A 17,825-nucleotide genomic window follows, 5' to 3' on the forward strand; every position below is an offset into this window, starting at 1 on the left:
CAAGTGAAATAAAAAAATCTAAAAATCCTTCTTCCAGCTTCATTCCTATATCCATTTAAATGAAGCTAGCCTCTCATTATTTACCGATTTAAGCTAGATTTTTTTCATGAGGTGGCCCTGTGATTTACCCGAGAAACTATACAAATTTTCACCCCAATCGTTTATAATCTCCTATTGAATTTTTATTTAGGTAGAAAGTTACTTATGGTGTTTGTTGCTTGTGGACTAAATCATAAAACCGCACCTATTAATGTGCGTGAGCGAGTCGCATCCACTTCGGCTACCCAAGATCTTTTGCTCAATAATTTAGTGAATTTGCCTACAGTCAATGAAGCAGCTATTTTATCCACCTGTAACCGAACAGAAATTTATTGTGATACCGAAGACCCTGAACGTTTAGCTCATTGGCTTGCGGAAGAACATCAATTACCCCAAGATTCCCTATCACCTTTTTTCTATTTGCATCAGGGGCATCAAGGGATTAAACACACTCTAAGAGTAGCTAGTGGCCTAGATTCAATGATGTTAGGCGAGCCACAAATATTAGGCCAGATGAAAAAGGCCTACCAACACGCCTGTCGGTTGGGCACCGTAAAAAAACAATTGCGCCCGGTATTTGAATACATCTTTTCCGCATCCAAAAGAATTAGGACCCGCAGTGGTATTGGAACGAATCCCATATCAATCGCTTATGCAGCCGTACAATTAATCGGACAATCTTTTGCCAACTCCAATTCACTCAATGTTTTTTTAATCGGCTCAGGGGAGACTGCAACCTTAGTGGCCAAATACCTTCATGAACAAGGGGTTCACCAGTTTATGGTGGCCAGCCGCACCTTAGAAAATGCCAAAAAATTAGCGCATAACTTCAATGGCAAAGCCTTGTCTATTGGTGATATTCCGCAATATTTAGCGCATGCAGATGTGGTCATTTCAGCCACAGCCTGCCCCCTGCCTTTCATTAATAAAAGTTTAGTAGAACATGCTTTAGTCCAAAGGGAACAGCGGCCAATGTTCTTTTTAGATTTAGCGGTTCCCCGCGACATTGAGTCTAATGTGGCTGAGTTAGAACACGTCCATTTATATAATGTTGATGATTTACAATTAATGATTCAAAAAGGGATGGCTGAGCGACGTAATGCAGCCGTTCAAGCTGAGCAATTGATTGAGCACGAGTTAAATAATTACATCCTCTGGCATCGTTCTTTAAAAGCGAACACGGTAATTTGCGATTATCGTACGAAAATGCAAGCACTAGCGCAAAAAGAACTCGAAAGGACCATGAAAAAACTAGCCTCAGGCCAAGATCATCAAACGAGTTTAGCCGAGTTTTCAGAACGTTTAATGAATAAATTAATCCATTATCCAACTACTGCCTTAAAACAAATGGCATGGGATAATCGAGAAGACTTATTATCCTTAGCCCAATATCTTTTTAATACAACTACAGACTACACAAGCTATGAAGAAATCCCTTGAGTTAAAATTACAACAATTGTTAGAGCGCTTTCAAGAAGTGGGCCGCTTATTATCAGAGTCGTCGGTAATTGCCGATCAAGAACAATTCAAAGCACTCTCGAAAGAATATGCCCAATTGGATCCAGTAGCCAATTGCTATCAATCCTATTTAGAGGCTCAAGAAAACTTGGCTTCTTTAGAAGAACTTCTCAGTGGTGATGATAAAGAATTAGCGGCAATGGCAGAAGAAGAGCTGCCCGATGCGAAAAAGCACATTGAAGAATTAGATGAACAATTACAATGGCACCTTATTCCTAAAGATCCCGATGATGAACGCAACATTTATTTAGAAGTGCGCGCCGGGACAGGTGGTGATGAGGCTGCTATTTTTGCTGGTGATTTATACCGCATGTACAGCCGTTATGCGGAGACCCAAGGTTGGCAGATAGAACTGATTAGTGCCAATCATGGCGAGCATGGCGGTTATAAAGAAATTATTGCCCGAGTGAGCGGTAATGCTGTTTATTCCCAATTAAAGTTTGAGTCTGGTGCTCATCGCGTGCAGCGTGTCCCTGAGACTGAGTCACAAGGTCGGGTTCATACCTCGGCCTGTACGGTTGCGATCATGCCCGAAGTTGAAGAAATTGATCACATTGAAATCAATCCAGATGATTTAAGAATTGATACCTACCGCTCTTCAGGAGCTGGTGGTCAGCACGTGAATAAAACGGATTCAGCCATTCGAATTACCCATATTCCTACCGGGGTGGTAGTAGAGTGCCAAGATGAGCGCTCACAACATAAAAACCGCGCCAAAGCTATGTCCTTACTAAAAACGCGATTGCTTGATGCAGAACAAAGTAAACAGAAAAAAGAACAAGCCCAAAATCGCAAACTACAAGTGGGAACAGGAGATCGCTCCGAACGCATCCGCACCTACAACTTCCCGCAAGGCCGTCTTACTGACCATCGTATAAATCTCACTATTTATCAATTAACCGATGTCATGGAGGGTGACTTGTCTGCCGTTATTGACTCCTTAAAACGAGAATATCATGCAGAATTACTTGCTGAATTAGGGCGCCATGAATGAGATTAAAACGGCTCTTACCTGGGCTTTAACTGTTCTTAATAAAGCCCCAGATGCACGTATAGAAACTGAGATTCTCCTCGCTTATGTACTTAGAAAAAACAGAGCTTATTTATTTACTTATCCCGAGCAAAAATTAACAGCAGAGCAAAAAGCACACTATACCCAATTGGTCACCAAGCGAGGCGAAGGAACACCGATTGCTTATTTAACCGGCGAACGCGAATTTTGGTCTTTAAATTTAACCGTCACCCCTCATACTTTAATACCAAGACATGAAACAGAACGTCTAGTGGAGCTAGCCCTCGAATTATTGCCGGCACAAGCCTCATTAAATATTTTAGATTTGGGTACAGGTAGCGGCACCATTGCTCTCGCTTTAGCAAGCGAGCGTCCGCATTGGCAAATAACTGCTTGCGATAAAAGTAAAGAAGCTTTAGAGATAGCGAAAGCGAATGCTAAACAATTAAAATTAACTAATATTAGTTTTTATGAATCCGACTGGTTTAGTGCCTTACCCCCAAGCTCTTACCATGCTATTGTTTCCAATCCTCCTTATATCGCGCCTAATGACCCTCACTTGCAGCAGGGCGATGTGCGTTTTGAACCGTTAAGTGCTTTAATAAGTGAAGAAAACGGGCTCGCAGATATCCAAAAAATTTGTACTGAGGGGTATAATCATCTCTTAGCTAATGGATTGATTTTATTAGAACATGGGTATGATCAAAAAAATGCGATAAGAGCTATACTTAATAAATTGGGGTATTGTAAGGAAGACTGTTGGCAAGATATTTCTGGTCAAGATAGGGTAAGCGGCGGTTGGAAGCCCGAATAATGCTGTTATAATAGACTCCCTTGTAAATAGCTCGTTTTTTTGAAAAGATATAAGGAACAAAAGTCTGTATAATTCAGTTGCTGAAGAGACAGTTTTTTGGTATACCTAGCCGTTTTCTATAAAGCTCAATGTTTCACCGTTGGGAACGGAGGCTAAAATGACTGAGCAATTATTTGATAAAACCAATGAGAGACTATACAACGTGAAAAACGACGCAATAGGTAGCATGGGAATAACACCTTATCAGGAAGCTGCGGGTGAGGAATACATGAATGAAAAGCAGCTAGCTCATATTGAAAAAATACTGCTAGCTTGGCGCCAATCCTTAATGGAAGAAGTAGATCGTACCGTTACTCACATGAAAGATGAAGCTGCTAATTTTCCTGATCCTTCCGATCGCGCCAGCCAGGAAGAAGAATTTAGTATTGAGTTACGTACTCGTGATCGCGAAAGAAAATTAATTAAGAAGATTGAAGATGCTCTTGAGCGTTTAAGAAATGACGATTTTGGTTACTGCGAAGCTTGTGGGATTGAAATAGGATTAAAACGTTTGGAAGCAAGACCTACTGCGACCTTATGTATTGATTGTAAAACCTTATCTGAGATTAAAGAACGACAAAATCAAGGTTCATAAGCTACTTTCGGGATGATTGAATCTTCAGCTCATCATCCTAGGTTGGTTCTTGACTTTGTTTGTTAAGGCCAATCTCGTCTTTGCAAATCGTGGCGAAGAAATTCATGTGAGTTATCAGGAGTATTGACTCCAATTTGAAGTCTCAAAGGCTATTTGCTTTCCACTACGTTGGCAAAGGCGACAACTTCTTATTTAGGTTTATCTTTTAACTTTATGCAATCTGTTATTCTATGAATTACTCTAATTACTCATTTCGAATAAATACTATCTATGAGGATACTGGTCTCACCTGGCTTTTTCTACCAGGCGGACCTGGCTTGGGTTCGGAATACTTAGAGCCTTTGTGTCGGCAACTTAAATTGCCAGGAAGCACTCTTCTCGTGGATTTTCCTAAAGATGGAACCAACAAGGAAGGAAGATTAGATTTTGACTTTTGGAAAAGAGGACTAATTGATTTAGTAAGTCAATATGAGCGCCCTATTTTAGTAAGCCATAGTTTTTCTGGCATGTTCGTCTTAGATACTCCTGAATTAGAACCTCACTTGACTGGTTTAGTTTTAATGAATACCACAACGCGAAATAGCTTTTTTGCACAAGTCAGCGCCATGCAAGAAAAACATCTCTTACCTGATTTGCTCCCCGCGGCTGCTGAATACCATCTAAACCCGTGTAAAGAAACCTATAAACAATTTTGGCATAGTTATAAATATTATTGTTTTACTGCAAAAGAACTCTCTTTGGGTGAAGCAATGATAACTAGTTTTGCATTCAATAATGAAGCCTATCATTATGCTATTGAGCATTTTTTTCCCAACTACCAATGCCGTTGGCATCCCAAAATCCCCACCTTAACTATTGCGGGTGAGGATGATTATATTTGTCCTCCTACCATATTTACTGCGGATCCCTTATTTCAGCAAAGCAATATTTTAAATAAAATTATTCATCAAGCCGGCCATTGTTCTTGGCTTTTGCACCTCAAGCAACTGCAAACCTCTCTGGATGATTTTATTAAACGGCTCTAAGCAAATCTCCTACTATTTTCCTCACTAATGCTAGTTTTCAATACTTTTTCCTCTTGCCACTAAAACATCACGCTGATCAATTTGAAATCACATTGTTTCCTTCTATACTAAAAAAAGGATAGCTCTTAAGGAAAAAATTATGTCAACCCGCGAAGAGGAAGTAAGAAAATTAGTCGAAAAAATGGGTACCCCCGAATCACACAGTGCCATTTGTAAATGCCCAATGTGCATGAAAGGGGAGAAAATACCCTTAGCTGAGCGTAATAAACATATGGAAGGATTAAAATCTACGATGGTAGATAGAAGGAATCCAGATAATCCCACTAGACCCTTAATGAAAGCCACAGAAGCGCATGCCATTATTCATGCAGGAACAGCAGTTAACATGCGCGAGCAAACTGGCATTCCCTATACCCCTCCACCCAAAAAGCCTGATGAAATAACACCGCGCGAATTAACAGTCCAGGCTACGTGGAAAAATCGCCATCAAGAAAAAGCGGTTAGTGGGCGCGATGCCAGTGTTTTTGGTGCTTTAGGTGTCCTCCTAATCCCCAAAGATATTGGGGTCGTTGATATACCGAAGATGGATGCTAGTGCAGTGCCCGAGCGGTTTTTAAAAAAATACGGCGCACAATTAGTTTCACTGGATACACCCGTAGAATTAGAGGATGTGGAGGATGACTCTTTAAGAGATCTCTTCCTTGTCCAATATGATTTTGATCCCGATTATATTGAAGACTATGTAATGAAAACGATGGGCGGTGGCGGTTTATTCGTAGAAACCCATCCCTTTCCCCATGTTTTTACCCCTTTATCTAAAGATTGTGCTGGTGCACTGATTTTAGGTGTTGATAATCACAATGGAACCATAAGTTTTGCGGCGTTTAAAATTCCTTTTGGCTATACCATGAAAGTGAATTCCAATGTTATCCATGGGGATTCATTTTTTACCGGTCCGTACGCCATCGCCCTAACCGAAACTGAGCTTGCGGATTCAGTGCTGTTTCGGCAAGAGACGGGTAGACGAGATATTCAGCGAGTAAGGCAAACACCGATAGAAGAAATGTTGCATTTAGCAATTTTAGCAGAATATCGTTTAGCAAAAGCCGTCAATCACGCTATTTTGATTAATATCATGAATCATTCAAAGGCATCCGAAGAAAGTAGAAATTTCTTGCGGGGGGTACCAAGCGATGTACTCGATGCAGTAAGTGAGAGGACATCGTGGGTAGAGTCCATTGAAGTTCTCGATGATGACATGCCGGAAAAAATTGAACATCATGCTTTTTTCAAAGCACCAAAATCTCGGCTGGCAATTACTGATACCCCCACCCCGCGCACACCAACACCAGGTGGTAGCACAGGTGGCGACGAATAGAGCACTTTCAGTTGGGTTCTTGTTGACCCAACTTTTACCCTAGCTCAGCTATCTTATCCAAATGTTTGCTAACCGAGCCTTTATTACTCTCAAGTACGTGAGTTGCCCTTGCGACCATCGCCTGTTTGGCTTCTTGATTGCTACTTAATTGAATAATGGCATCAATGAGCTCATCCGCTTCTTTTACTAACACAATAGCCTGCGCGTCCTCAAGATCACGGCAAATGGTTTTAAAATTATGCACTTGGTTACCGCTTAATACTGGAACTTGCATGGCAATAGGCTCTAAAACATTATGGCCACCCACCGGAACTAAACTTCCGCCAACAAAGGCATAATCACTAATCTGATACAGTCCAAGTAATTCACCCAAGCAATCTAAAACCACTACCTCATTATTGGTATTAAGGCTTTCTAAATTAGAGCGTAAGCCAGTATTAAACCCCTGTTGCATACAGAGTTGATACACGGCTTGAAACCGCTCAGGGTGACGGGGGGCGATCAAGAGTATTACTCCGGGTATTGCGGCTTGTAGACGTCTTAATTCGGCTAAAATTCGAGACTCTTCATCATCATGGGTACTGGCAATAATTAGCGCTGTTCTATCAGTACCCCAACGTGCCTTTATTTCTTGGAATTTTGCTAAATCAATTGTATTGGTATGGAGGTCAAATTTCATATTCCCTAAAGGGAATACTCGCTTACTCTCTGCACCTAAGGTAATGAAACGCGCCGCATCGTCATTGCTTTGCGCTAAAATAGCCGTAAATTGATTTAAAATGGGTTTAAATAAAAATTTAAAGCGCATATAGCCCTGTAAAGAACGCTCAGATAAACGTGCATTGGCTAAGAACAAGGGAATTTGTGCTGCTTTTGCCTCAGCAATTAAATTTGGCCAGAGCTCAGTTTCCATGATAATGCCTACTTTAGGCTTAATTTTGCTGAAAAAGCATTTCACCGCGCCATATAAATCATAAGGAACATAGCGGTGCACCACTTTATCGCCAAACCGAGTTTTGACTTGTGCTGCCCCCGTAGGGGTCATCGTGGTGATTAAAATACTCCATTGTTTTTTTAACATGGCATCAATTAAAGGAGTAGCTGCTATCACCTCCCCCAACGACACGGCATGTAACCATACATCCACTTGCCTTGTTTCTAATTTATCCCAACAAAAACGCTCCAGAATTCGCTCGCGATAAGCAGGCAATTTCCTTCCCTTCCACCACAAACGGACTAATAAATAAGGGGAAAGGAGATACATTAATAAAGAATAAATCCAACGCATGCCAATACCAATTAAAAAAGAAGAAGTATATACCCAAAGCCTAGGTTAGGCGATACATTCCTGTAATATGGCGCTATACTGTAAACATAATTAGATTGGCCTAAATTAATATGACACTCAGAGATTTTTTTACAATAAGTAGCTGGTGGGGAAAACTAATTGGCGGACTCTTAGGCTACATGGCAGCTGGCTCCATAGGCGCTTTTATTGGCCTATTAGTGGGTAATTTATTTGATAAAGGGTTAGCCAGTCATTTTGCCAGGCCACATTTTCTTTATCATGCTGAAAAAAAGCGCGAAATTCAAAAAATTTTTTTTGAGGCCACTTTTGCGGTAATGGGTCATATAGCCAAAGCGGATGGCCGGGTCTCGGCACAAGAAATCCAAATGGCGAAAGTATTAATGAAAGAAATGCGCCTCAATAGACAACAAAAGGAATTAGCACAGCGTCTTTTTAATGAAGGCAAACAATTAACCTTTAGGTTGGATCTGGTGTTAAACGAGCTAAGAAGAGCCTGTCGTACCAACCGTGAGTTATTAAAATTATTTATCGATATTCAATATAGGGCTGCCCATGTTGATGGGCTTTCGATAAAAAAAATTAAAGCCTTAGACATGATTTTCTCCCAATTGGGCTTTGCGCCTTTACACCAGCAATTTCGCTTTTATGAGGATTTTAGTTATTACAATAATCAACAAACTCAGTATGGCGAGGCGCAGGATTCCTTTCAAGAGGAGTATCAACGACAGCAACACTCACAAAGACAACAACAAGAGCAACAGAGACAAAACTCTTATCAAAGATACCAAGGCACCTATCAAAAGTCCTCTAATTCACTTGATCACGCTTATGCTCTGCTTGAGGTTTCCCCCCAAGCCAGCAAACAAGAGGTGAAAAAAGCTTATCGCCGTTTGCTAAGTAAAAACCATCCCGATAAGCTTATCGCTCAGGGTTTGCCTGAAGCGATGATTAAAATAGCCAATGAAAAAACCCACAAAATCATGAAGGCTTATGAGCTCATTTGTGAAACAAAGGGTTGGACTTAGCCTTAATTAGCTTTACTTTTGGGCTAGAGGCTCTAATTTAAGAATATCTTTTTGCAAGAACAAATGATTAATAGCGACTAACTGGCTATCAGTCCAATAAATAGGCTCAATGTAAGACTGCAAGGATTTTGCATTGATAGGTGGTGCAGCAACCGTTGATTCAGGAATCCTTAACATCCATCCGGTTAAGAAGGATGCGAGCAACTCTTGAGTATAATTGTATTCATTATCTGCACCAGGAATTTTCATAGCCGTGTAAGCAGCAGATTTGAACAGGGTCTTACGGGCAGTAAATTGGTCTTTTATCATATCGTAATCAAATTGTCCCTCAATATCAAAGATAGGAAAACGTAAGGAGTCAGGTTTTACGCTACTTTCTTTTTCATCATAAGCGGATAATAAAACTAAGGCATTAATGGTTTTGCCTTGAGGCTTGCTAAAGTAATCCAAGGTCGTATTAAGTTGATTACCGTAATGAATCAGGACAATGCGTTTATTTTTGTTTTGCCGCAAAGTGCTAATTGCCTCAGGCAATTGATTAAGCCAAGGAGAATCAATCTCTGGATTCGAATTGAGCAAAACTGTCGACCAACCATTTTGGGCTAAGAGTTGTGCTAAATGAGCCATAGGTTCTGACCACTGTACTGGATCTCCTCCTCTCACAATGATCACCGCACCATAATTGGGTTTTGAGGCGGGCCAATAAGGAAGTTTCACGGCTTTTTGATTAACCTTAATCTCTAGATCATCAGCCAAGCAGGTGCTGAATAAAGCAAAAAACAAGAGAACAATACTGATTACTTGCTTCATATATCCCTATATCCCTATAACTCAATTAGGCTGAGCTTAAGCTATTAAGCTTATTAAGCAGCTCAGCCGAAAATTGAATGCTGAAAGATTACTCAGAAAACTCAACTCCTGAAGCATCGAGCATTTCTCTGACTTTTTCAGCAATTAGGCGATGTGCATAAGCAGTAGGATGGACTAAATCAAAGAATAAATAGCCCTCACAAGCATCCATGTTTGCTTTAGGTCGAACCCGAGATACCATTTTCAAGAGCGATTTTTTACTGTACTCATCCGTCATAAAAATCGAACAAGTATCAGTAACATTCGTAAAACCATAGTGACTGGGATATTTTACCACATCGGCAAACATCGTCCCTAAGTCATAATACAACCATTCCACCTCAGGGTAAGCTTGCTTTAACTGGTTAAAGGATTGATATAGTCTTTCATTATGCTGGGTAGAAAAATTACTCATCATCTCTGCAGCATCAAATTCTGTGGCAGCTGGAGTTTTGCCTAAATCAGGTATATTAAATAATAAAACATGTTTAGCGCCTTTATGGATTATTTTCTCAATACTATCAACAATGCCTTTGTTCACATCAGTTAATGCTTGCTCTGTGTCTTCCGGCAAGCCAAGATAATTATTGGCACCAATCCACACAATATAAAGATCATTAGGATCGGCCTTATCTTGATGAGAAAGAAAATAGCTATTTACTTGTTTTTTTAAGGTAAACAAAACCTCATCTTCGTCATCGTCAGAAACACCAGCACCACCTACAGCATAATCCAAAAGATGGGTTGCGGCAGAGTTAGGAAAATAAGAGGCCATGAGGTGTTCCACCCAAACTGGACCATTAGAAAAACGCCCCTCATAATAAGGTGGTGATTGGGGTAGTTGATGTTTCATGAACTCATAGAGATTACCATTGTCCGATAAACTGTCACCAAAGATTACAACATTATGTAATGGCGCAGCATTAATAATGCCTGACAATAAAAAAGCACCCAAGGTTCCTAATAGTTTCATGAATACCCTTATTTAATTAATTGATTGATTTTTTTACTAAAAAAAGACCGACTATTGTAGTACAACTACCTGCGGGAAAGCAATTTAAGAGCATACCACAGTTTATTGAATAGTCACCTGATTATTTGAAGTGAGTAGTGAGATAATAAAAATGCCGAGCGGTGCTCGGCATTTTTAAAGGTACTTGAAGAGCTTAGGCGCCACTACCTACTAAGGTGAGGTTTAATTGGCGGCCACAAACCCAGGCTTTATTCAGATCACTTACAATCTCTTTAGACATGCCTTTGGGTAAACGCACCAATGAATGGTCATCGTGAATTTTAAGCCCAGTAATATGACGGCTTTGCAAACCTGCCTCATTGGCAATTGCACCAACAATATTTCCAGGTTTTACACCGTGCACTCTGCCTACATCAAGGCGAAACAAATCTTGACCTGCAGTAGGCTCGTCCGCATAAGCTTTCTTTCTATCTTTATCAAAAGAACGGCGATCTCCTGAGAAATTTTTTCGCTCAGAGCCAAACTCTTTTTTATCAGAAAAAGAGCGGCGGTCTGAAGTGCGCTCACCGCGTCCTTCTTTACTAGTACGTGGAGCAGCCTTAATCGCTGGCATTTCTTTTTTCCAAGGTAGATCTTTATGTAATAACAAAGCAAGAGTGGCGGCTACATCGATTGCATCCACTTCATGTTCCTTAATATATTCTTCTACAATGCGTTTATAAGAAGGTAAATTCTCATGGTTCAGACGGGAAGTGATATTCGCCATGAAACGTTGTTGTCGTGCCACTTGAATCATATGATCATTAGGAATAGTCACTTTTTCAATACGCTGGCGAGTATGACGCTCAATGCCACTAATCAGACGTGATTCTTTAGGGGTAACGAATAAAATGGCAACACCGGAACGACCAGCCCTACCTGTACGGCCGATACGATGGACATAAGTTTCATTATCATGGGGCATATCATAGTTAATTACATGAGTAACCCTATCCACATCTAAACCACGAGCAGCTACGTCAGTTGCTACTAAAATATCAATAGCACCTTGTTTGAATTGAGAAATAATGCGTTCACGTAAGTTTTGCGTAATATCGCCATGGATGGCCATAGCACGCAAGCCTTGCTGCTGCAAATGCTCGGCCACCTCTTCCGTACTGCTTTTAGTACGCACAAAGACAATCACCCCTTGATACTCTTCAACTTCTAAAATACGGGCAAGTGCATCAGGTTTTTGATGTCCGGAAGCGAAAACAAAACGTTGTTCAATACTTTTAACTGTCGCAGTCTCCATACGTATTTCGACTGAAGCGGCATCTTGTAAATAGGTATTAGCAATTTGGCGAATGCGGTAAGGCATGGTGGCAGAAAAAAGAGCCATTTGCCGTTGTTCTGGGAGACGGGCCAAAATAGTTTCTACATCCTCAATAAAGCCCATGCGCAACATTTCATCCGCTTCATCGAGAATAAAAGTACGTAAATTATCTAAAGGTAAAGTGCCCCGTGCAATATGATCTAAAATACGACCTGGTGTACCAACAACAACTTGGGCCCCGCCACGTAGTTGTTTTAATTGGCGCCCGTATTCTTGACCACCGCATAATACCGCAATCGTTACCCCTCTTTGATGGGTACTTAAGAGTTCAAATTGCTCTGCTACTTGAATAGCCAACTCTCTAGTAGGAGCTAGAATCAAAGCTTGCGTACCTTGGATTGTAGGTACTAAATTTTGTAAAATGGGCAAAGCAAAGGCAGCGGTTTTTCCGGTACCAGTTTGCGCTAAAGCAATAGCGTCTCTTCCTTCAAGAAGTAAAGGAATAGTTTGCGCTTGGATAGGAGAAGGCTTAGTAAACTTCATATCCTCTAAGGCTTGATTAATAGCACTTGAAAAATTAAAGGAAGCGAAGTTGGATAGTTCTTGAGTCATAGAATTCCTGATATAAATAAAATTAATTAGTCTTAACAAGGCTAAGTAATATAAAAATTGCTCATTATAATAACAAAATAAACAACAAAATGCACGTTATTTATTATTTGTGGTGAAAAAAAACTGAATATTCTATACGAAAACCATTGAAATACAATAAAAAATGAATTAGAAAAAAATTACTATGTCAAAATAAGACCAATGGAACAAATAAAGCTCAGTTGAATTATTTTTAAAACATAAATAGACCTATAAAAAGACCCAAAGCGAACCCAACATAAGAGAATCTTTTCTAATAGCTCAGAGCACCCTGCAACGCAAGAGGAAGCATTAAATAATCTTTTATATTAATTAATACTGAGTGGCGATGGAATGAACATTAGAGACCTTTCCCTATTAAAACTATCACCAGCACCACAGGTCAGAGTTTGCATTTGCATCAAAAATTAACGCAAAAAACTTTTAAGCTGAGCCAAAACGCACCTCACTTTGTTATTTAAACCATAAAGCCCAAATCAACCAATTAAATCCCCCACCGCCCTAGCAATTTACCCTTGGACTGTATTGCTATTAGGCGGCTACTGATTCATATTAGCTTTTTAAAACCGCAAGACCTTAACAGATACGGCAATTATTTAAATAATTATCCACTTGCTCAGGCTCTGCCCTTTTTCTTGTTTGAGCACCAAACAAGCCATGCGGATTACCCTGGGTCTGCCCAAGGTAAAAGGAGAGGTTGGTAAGGCCATCAAGCTTTAAGGCATGATAGTGGTCAGAGGTATTTGGGGCGTTAGGGTCAAGGGCAAGCAAAGAATGAACTTGCATTTTAAACGAATGACTACTGGTAAACGAATCCCCGTATTTCTGAGTTAATTGAGCTACACATTGGGCTTGCTCCTCAGCGCTGAAATTAAGGCAGGCAAGTGGCTTAGCACTGTCTGGGTCTAGGGTGCTTATGTACTCCTTATAAGCCTCATTCATGGCCTCTTTGTTGTTCAGGGTAGCCATTTTGGTTTTAAACAGGGTTAAAGCAAAATCCCGCACTTCTTGCCTGATGTCGTCGTCAGTAAGTAGTTTTAGCAAAGGATGGCCGATTACAGATTGGAATAAGCGGCGTTTGACTCCGGAATAACACGAAGGCTTATCACCCTCCAAATCATCGTATTCTTCTCTAATACCTTTATGTTCACGGGTTTTATCCCAATTATGTGCCCGACCAATGAGCATCAGCTCACGGATAAAATGCTCAATACGCCCTTCTAGGGTATGGCCATCGGTAGGTGGAATAGCGTTATCTTTTGCAGCCAGCCAGCAGAGGGCAATTAGGAACTGATATTCTGCAAAACTAGACCATTTTAGACTTCGGTCTTGTTCATCCACATAGACGTAAGAAGCCTGTTGATGCATCCAGTAATTGGGTTTAGACAGATAACGCCAAGCACTGTGATAGGGGTGTTTATAGTATTCCTTTAGCGCCTCTTCCTGCTGCTTTGGACTTAACGCTAATGCCCTAAATTGACTAAAGTCAAGTGGCAGTTCAATGGGTCGACCTTCTTCGCTTACGAGGCAGGGGGGATTTTGTTGGTAATGGGCCCTTAAGTAGTCTCTTAAATCGTTCATAACCATAGCCACGTTGTCCCCTTTTATTAGTGGCTCGTAGTGCTTGGTTGCTTGCTCTAAGCGCTTTTGTTCCCCTTGGGTTAAGGCGTGCATCGAGGATTCGCGGTCATGCGCGAGCGCCCTTAAATCCAATTGGCCACGTGCTTCATTACGATAATAGTTAGTTTGTTCTGCTAAAGCGCGTACCGCAGGAAGGGTCAAAAGTATGGTTGCCGCATCCCTATTGCCTAGGTGACAAGCAAGGCGCAACAGTTCATTAGAGCCTCTTTCATTGAGTTCTTGGTGGGCTAAGTTTTTTACCGCCGGAATCGTTAATAAAAAGCCTAGCTCATCGACATTCGGCTCTGCATCGGCGTAATCACGTCGAACACCGCGGCGAATTAAATTACGAAGCAGGTAAAAACAGCGGCGCGCTTCCTCGGCCTCTACATCAAAAACACCGGCAGGATGGGGTTGTTCAAAGACCTCTTTACGTCTTTTTAATGCCTCGAGTTGTTCAGCTACAAATGCATAAACATGCTTTTGCCCATATTCATGGTCATGGGATTCAAGGTAGGCAAAGCCTGCGTCAAAAGTGAGAAAATAGGTGATGATGGGGCGATGCTCACGCCAAGCGGCACTTCTAATCGTATCGTAGTCCCGCGCTTTAATTGCTTCTAGTTTATCCTCTGTACTTAAGCCCGCTTCTTCTAATAAATAGTGCAGGGTTGCCAAATGCCCATGTTGAGCAGTCCATCTAATCGCAACGTAGTCATCCTCTTTAATCGCTTCTAATTTATCCTCTGTACTTAAGCCCATTTTTTCTAATAAGTATTGCAGGGTTTCCAAATGACCTTTTTCAGCAGCCCCTCTAATCGCATAATAGTCCCTCGCTTTAATCGCCTCTAATTTATCCTCTGTACTTAAGCCCATTTTTTCTAATAAGTATTGCAAGGTTTCCGAATGACCATTATAAGCAACAATTCTAATAGCATAGTAATCATCCCCTTTAATTACTTTTAGTTTATCCTTTGTACTTAAGCCCATTTTTTCTAATAAATAGCGCAGGGTTGGCAAATGACCGCTGGAAGCAGCCCCTTTAATCGCATAATAGCCCCACGCTTTAATCGCTTGTAGCTTATCCCCTGTACTTAAGCCCATTTTTTCTAATAAGTATTGCAGGGTTTCAAAATGACCCTTTTCAGCAGCCATTCTAATCGCCTCGTAATCACACGCTTTAATTGCTTGTAGTTTATCCTCTGTACTTAAGCCCACTTCTTCTAATAAGTATTGGAGGGGGGCAATTGACTATTGTAAGCAGCCAATCTAATCGTATAATAGTCCCTCGCTTTAATCGCTTCTAGCTTATCCTTTATACTTAAGCCCACCTCTTCTAATAAGTAGTGCAGGATTGGCAAATGACCATATCGAGCAGCCCCTCTAATCGCATCGTAGTTCTTCGCTTTAATCGCTTCTAGCCTATCCTCTCCACTTAAGCCCACCTCTTCTAATAAGTAGTGCAGGGTTGGCAAATGACCGTTATAAGCAGCCGCGCTAATCGCACTGAAGCCGTCTCGCTGCACCACCCTTATTTTAGCCTCCTTACTCCAAGGCAGGGCTTTTAGGTGCTCTATTTTGCCTTGCATACTAGCCAGCTCGAATAGGGAAAGCTTCTCCAAGAATCCCCAATTATCCCCTGGGTACACCTCTGTCCACCGCGGAAGAGGGAGGCCGAGAAGGCTTAGATCAGCGGGCGAAGAGTTAAGGTAATTTTCAATTTGAATGGCAGTGGTCATGGAAAAATACAATTAAACCAAATATGATAAATTATACAATAAATACCAATTAATGCATGCAAAAATTAATTAATTTACTTAAAAAAAGAACATTTAAGCATGCAAAAGCCAAGAAATAGGGAGCACTAACCCTAAAGAAACAAGAACGCCTTGGATGATGAGGGGGGAGGAGAAAGCGAGATCTTATAAGGATATTACCCCATTGCATGCAACTTTCTTGCTTTAATTTATTCTAGTAGCCTTACAGGCAGAGGTTTTCTTGAATAAGCTTCTCTCTGCAAAAACCTATTTACATCAATTCGATTAGTCCGTCTTTTTTCAAAAATTCGCTTTTTAAATACCTTTTTTAAATTAACTTTATTCTTGGCCCTACCCTTATCCCTCGCCACACACTGCAAGCATTCATAAACCAAGACCATTTTTACTGCTCCAAAGAGGCGATGGCGTGAGCGCCATGCATTAACTTAATTTTTCTTGCAAACACACTGGAACAGTTCTAAGCATTCCAACTAGGAGGCCAATAAATAACGAAAATCACGGTGTATGCACAGACTTATCCACAGAAATTGTGGATATCTTGTCGCTGTCGCGTAATGTTTTGTTCACAAAACAATCGATAAATCTTAATTTAACGCGTTAACGTCTGGTTAAAATCAGAGTGAACTCATCCATCTCAATCATGCCAATTGCATGCTCATTTTTTCGATAATATTTGCATTATTTGCTGCACTATTATTCACTACATCAACTTTTGGGCGTACCTCGCCTGCAAGACAACGAGTAAGCTGCCTTAAATTGAATCCAAATACAGCCGCGTAACCAGCGCTTTTGGTGGTTTCGTCTGATTTCATGCGGCTTCTGCCCAATTGGCCGCCATGTTTCGTGTGTCCAATCAAGGGCTCGATGCCTGCTCGTCGATTATGCAACAATTGTCGAATTGGCCACGGTGTTATTTCACGAGCTGCGTTCAGTCTTCTATCTGGTCTCGGTAATTGGATTTCAAGCACGCCTTTTTCAATCAATAGCTGTTCGTTACTCAATGAATAATATCCTTTATCTGTCGCAACCGATGCCAGTAACCCCTTTCCAAAAAGATGCTCATGAGTATTGAGCATCTGCGGTAAAGACGGAGCATCTGGCATATAAGTAGACGTGCATTCGCCAACAAAAAGAAAGTTACCTCCAATACGTCCTAATTGATAGGCGCGACCAAACTGCAGTCCTTTATTTAATTTACCTTTGTTAAAACAGCCAACTTCATAAGCATGTAACGAAGAAATTGATGTATTTGTAATGCCTTCAAAAAGATAACCATGTACATTCTGTAATAACATAGTCCCGCGCCAGCTCAGCTTCTCAACTGCACGGCGAAGCGCCCAATATTTACCCGATGCCAACTGATTACCAAACAAATAGATATCATTTAAGACAGGCAGTACATCGGCATACGTTTCACGCCATAACCGCTGAAGCACCACGGACAATATACCCTCACCAACATCCTTGCGTTTCAAATTAAAATAATACAGCGCGATTTGTTTTAAATTGCTTAGCCCAACACGGTAACGCTTCATGCCACCACAGCACAATTGATTCAGTCCTTTTCCAACTTTTGACGCAAGAACAGCAACCTTAACCAATAAATTGGCGATTGCGGGATACGCTATATTAGCTTCTTGCACGGTAGAGTCAATATCGAGCTCTGTAGGATTAGCATAATTCAGTTTAACCGCTTGTTGCGTTATCATATTAGCAAGACGGCGTTGTGTTTCAGGGCTTAATCGAGAACGAAACGCCTCGATTTTAGTATGGTCTGGCGCATGCCATTTCTTGATGAGGCCATAACCACAAAACAATTGAAAGGCGGCATTATCTCGTACTTGTTGTTCTGTTACACGGTCAGTGAGGTTAAACATCTGTTGTAAAA

14 protein-coding genes are annotated in these 17,825 nt (G+C 40.9%); 7 read left to right on the forward strand and 7 right to left on the reverse strand.

What is annotated here, in order from left to right; all coding sequences use genetic code 11:
• Window positions 1-204 precede the first annotated feature (204 nt).
• From hemA to ELY15_RS07085, 6 genes are all read left to right on the forward strand, one after another.
• Complete coding sequence (hemA, locus tag ELY15_RS07060; protein WP_127098958.1) at window positions 205-1,479, forward strand: glutamyl-tRNA reductase; 1,275 nt, start codon at window positions 205-207, stop codon at window positions 1,477-1,479.
• Window positions 1,463-2,551: a peptide chain release factor 1 gene (gene prfA / locus ELY15_RS07065; RefSeq protein WP_127098959.1), complete on the forward strand. Its 1,089-nt coding sequence runs from the start codon at window positions 1,463-1,465 to the stop codon at window positions 2,549-2,551. The genes hemA and prfA overlap by 17 nt, the downstream gene beginning before the upstream one ends.
• Complete coding sequence (gene prmC, locus ELY15_RS07070; protein ID WP_127098960.1) at window positions 2,544-3,383, forward strand: peptide chain release factor N(5)-glutamine methyltransferase; 840 nt, start codon at window positions 2,544-2,546, stop codon at window positions 3,381-3,383. The genes prfA and prmC overlap by 8 nt, the downstream gene beginning before the upstream one ends.
• 157 nt (window positions 3,384-3,540) lie before the next feature.
• A complete protein-coding gene (gene dksA / locus ELY15_RS07075; protein WP_127098961.1) occupies window positions 3,541-4,017 on the forward strand; it encodes an RNA polymerase-binding protein DksA in 477 nt (158 codons plus the stop codon).
• 230 nt (window positions 4,018-4,247) lie between these two features.
• Window positions 4,248-5,042: an alpha/beta fold hydrolase gene (locus tag ELY15_RS07080; protein ID WP_127098962.1), complete on the forward strand. Its 795-nt coding sequence runs from the start codon at window positions 4,248-4,250 to the stop codon at window positions 5,040-5,042.
• A gap of 139 nt (window positions 5,043-5,181) precedes the next feature.
• Window positions 5,182-6,420 carry a hypothetical protein gene (locus ELY15_RS07085; protein WP_127098963.1) on the forward strand — a complete coding sequence of 413 codons (1,239 nt, stop codon included), beginning with the start codon at window positions 5,182-5,184 and terminating at the stop codon, window positions 6,418-6,420.
• Window positions 6,421-6,454: 34 nt separating this feature from the next.
• Here ELY15_RS07085 and waaA read toward each other — a convergent pair whose 3' ends face one another.
• Window positions 6,455-7,708 carry a lipid IV(A) 3-deoxy-D-manno-octulosonic acid transferase gene (gene waaA, locus ELY15_RS07090; protein ID WP_127098964.1) on the reverse strand — a complete coding sequence of 418 codons (1,254 nt, stop codon included), beginning with the start codon at window positions 7,706-7,708 and terminating at the stop codon, window positions 6,455-6,457.
• A gap of 110 nt (window positions 7,709-7,818) precedes the next feature.
• Here waaA and djlA point away from each other — a divergent pair, with 110 nt between their 5' ends.
• Entirely contained in the window at window positions 7,819-8,754 is a 936-nt protein-coding gene (djlA, locus tag ELY15_RS07095) for a co-chaperone DjlA (RefSeq protein ID WP_127098965.1), read from the forward strand.
• Between the two features lie 12 nt (window positions 8,755-8,766).
• Here djlA and ELY15_RS07100 read toward each other — a convergent pair whose 3' ends face one another.
• The 6 genes from ELY15_RS07100 to ELY15_RS07125 form a co-directional block, all read right to left on the reverse strand.
• Entirely contained in the window at window positions 8,767-9,564 is a 798-nt protein-coding gene (locus tag ELY15_RS07100) for an alpha/beta hydrolase (RefSeq protein WP_127098966.1), read from the reverse strand.
• A gap of 88 nt (window positions 9,565-9,652) precedes the next feature.
• Window positions 9,653-10,576: a GDSL family lysophospholipase PlaA gene (plaA, locus tag ELY15_RS07105; protein WP_127098967.1), complete on the reverse strand. Its 924-nt coding sequence runs from the start codon at window positions 10,574-10,576 to the stop codon at window positions 9,653-9,655.
• 193 nt (window positions 10,577-10,769) lie between these two features.
• Window positions 10,770-12,503, reverse strand: coding sequence for a DEAD/DEAH box helicase (locus ELY15_RS07110; RefSeq protein ID WP_127098968.1), 1,734 nt, complete (start codon window positions 12,501-12,503; stop codon window positions 10,770-10,772).
• 615 nt (window positions 12,504-13,118) lie between these two features.
• Window positions 13,119-15,314, reverse strand: a complete 2,196-nt coding sequence (locus tag ELY15_RS07115; protein ID WP_127098969.1) for an ankyrin repeat domain-containing protein — start codon at window positions 15,312-15,314, stop codon at window positions 13,119-13,121.
• 68 nt (window positions 15,315-15,382) lie between these two features.
• A complete protein-coding gene (locus tag ELY15_RS07120; RefSeq protein WP_127098970.1) occupies window positions 15,383-15,898 on the reverse strand; it encodes an ankyrin repeat domain-containing protein in 516 nt (171 codons plus the stop codon).
• Window positions 15,899-16,575: 677 nt separating this feature from the next.
• Window positions 16,576-17,825, reverse strand: a 1,250-nt coding sequence (locus ELY15_RS07125) for a transposase (RefSeq protein WP_148111229.1), incomplete at its 5' end; no start/stop codon positions are given.

Source organism: Legionella sp. km772 (assembly GCF_003989735.1).
Lineage (GTDB): Bacteria > Pseudomonadota > Gammaproteobacteria > Legionellales > Legionellaceae > Legionella.

What these genes read in the sequence shown, in the direction of transcription:
- ELY15_RS07080 (WP_127098962.1), top strand. Translation starts at nt 4,248, where the DNA reads ATGAATTACTCTAATTACTCATTTCGAATAAATACTATCTATGAGGAT.
- hemA (WP_127098958.1), top strand. Translation starts at nt 205, where the DNA reads ATGGTGTTTGTTGCTTGTGGACTAAATCATAAAACCGCACCTATTAAT.
- ELY15_RS07115 (WP_127098969.1), bottom strand. Translation starts at nt 15,314, where the DNA reads ATGGCTGCTGAAAAGGGTCATTTTGAAACCCTGCAATACTTATTAGAA.
- dksA (WP_127098961.1), top strand. Translation starts at nt 3,541, where the DNA reads ATGACTGAGCAATTATTTGATAAAACCAATGAGAGACTATACAACGTG.
- ELY15_RS07120 (WP_127098970.1), bottom strand. Translation starts at nt 15,898, where the DNA reads ATGACCACTGCCATTCAAATTGAAAATTACCTTAACTCTTCGCCCGCT.
- ELY15_RS07085 (WP_127098963.1), top strand. Translation starts at nt 5,182, where the DNA reads ATGTCAACCCGCGAAGAGGAAGTAAGAAAATTAGTCGAAAAAATGGGT.
- plaA (WP_127098967.1), bottom strand. Translation starts at nt 10,576, where the DNA reads ATGAAACTATTAGGAACCTTGGGTGCTTTTTTATTGTCAGGCATTATT.
- prmC (WP_127098960.1), top strand. Translation starts at nt 2,544, where the DNA reads ATGAATGAGATTAAAACGGCTCTTACCTGGGCTTTAACTGTTCTTAAT.
- djlA (WP_127098965.1), top strand. Translation starts at nt 7,819, where the DNA reads ATGACACTCAGAGATTTTTTTACAATAAGTAGCTGGTGGGGAAAACTA.
- prfA (WP_127098959.1), top strand. Translation starts at nt 1,463, where the DNA reads ATGAAGAAATCCCTTGAGTTAAAATTACAACAATTGTTAGAGCGCTTT.
- ELY15_RS07110 (WP_127098968.1), bottom strand. Translation starts at nt 12,503, where the DNA reads ATGACTCAAGAACTATCCAACTTCGCTTCCTTTAATTTTTCAAGTGCT.
- ELY15_RS07100 (WP_127098966.1), bottom strand. Translation starts at nt 9,564, where the DNA reads ATGAAGCAAGTAATCAGTATTGTTCTCTTGTTTTTTGCTTTATTCAGC.
- waaA (WP_127098964.1), bottom strand. Translation starts at nt 7,708, where the DNA reads ATGCGTTGGATTTATTCTTTATTAATGTATCTCCTTTCCCCTTATTTA.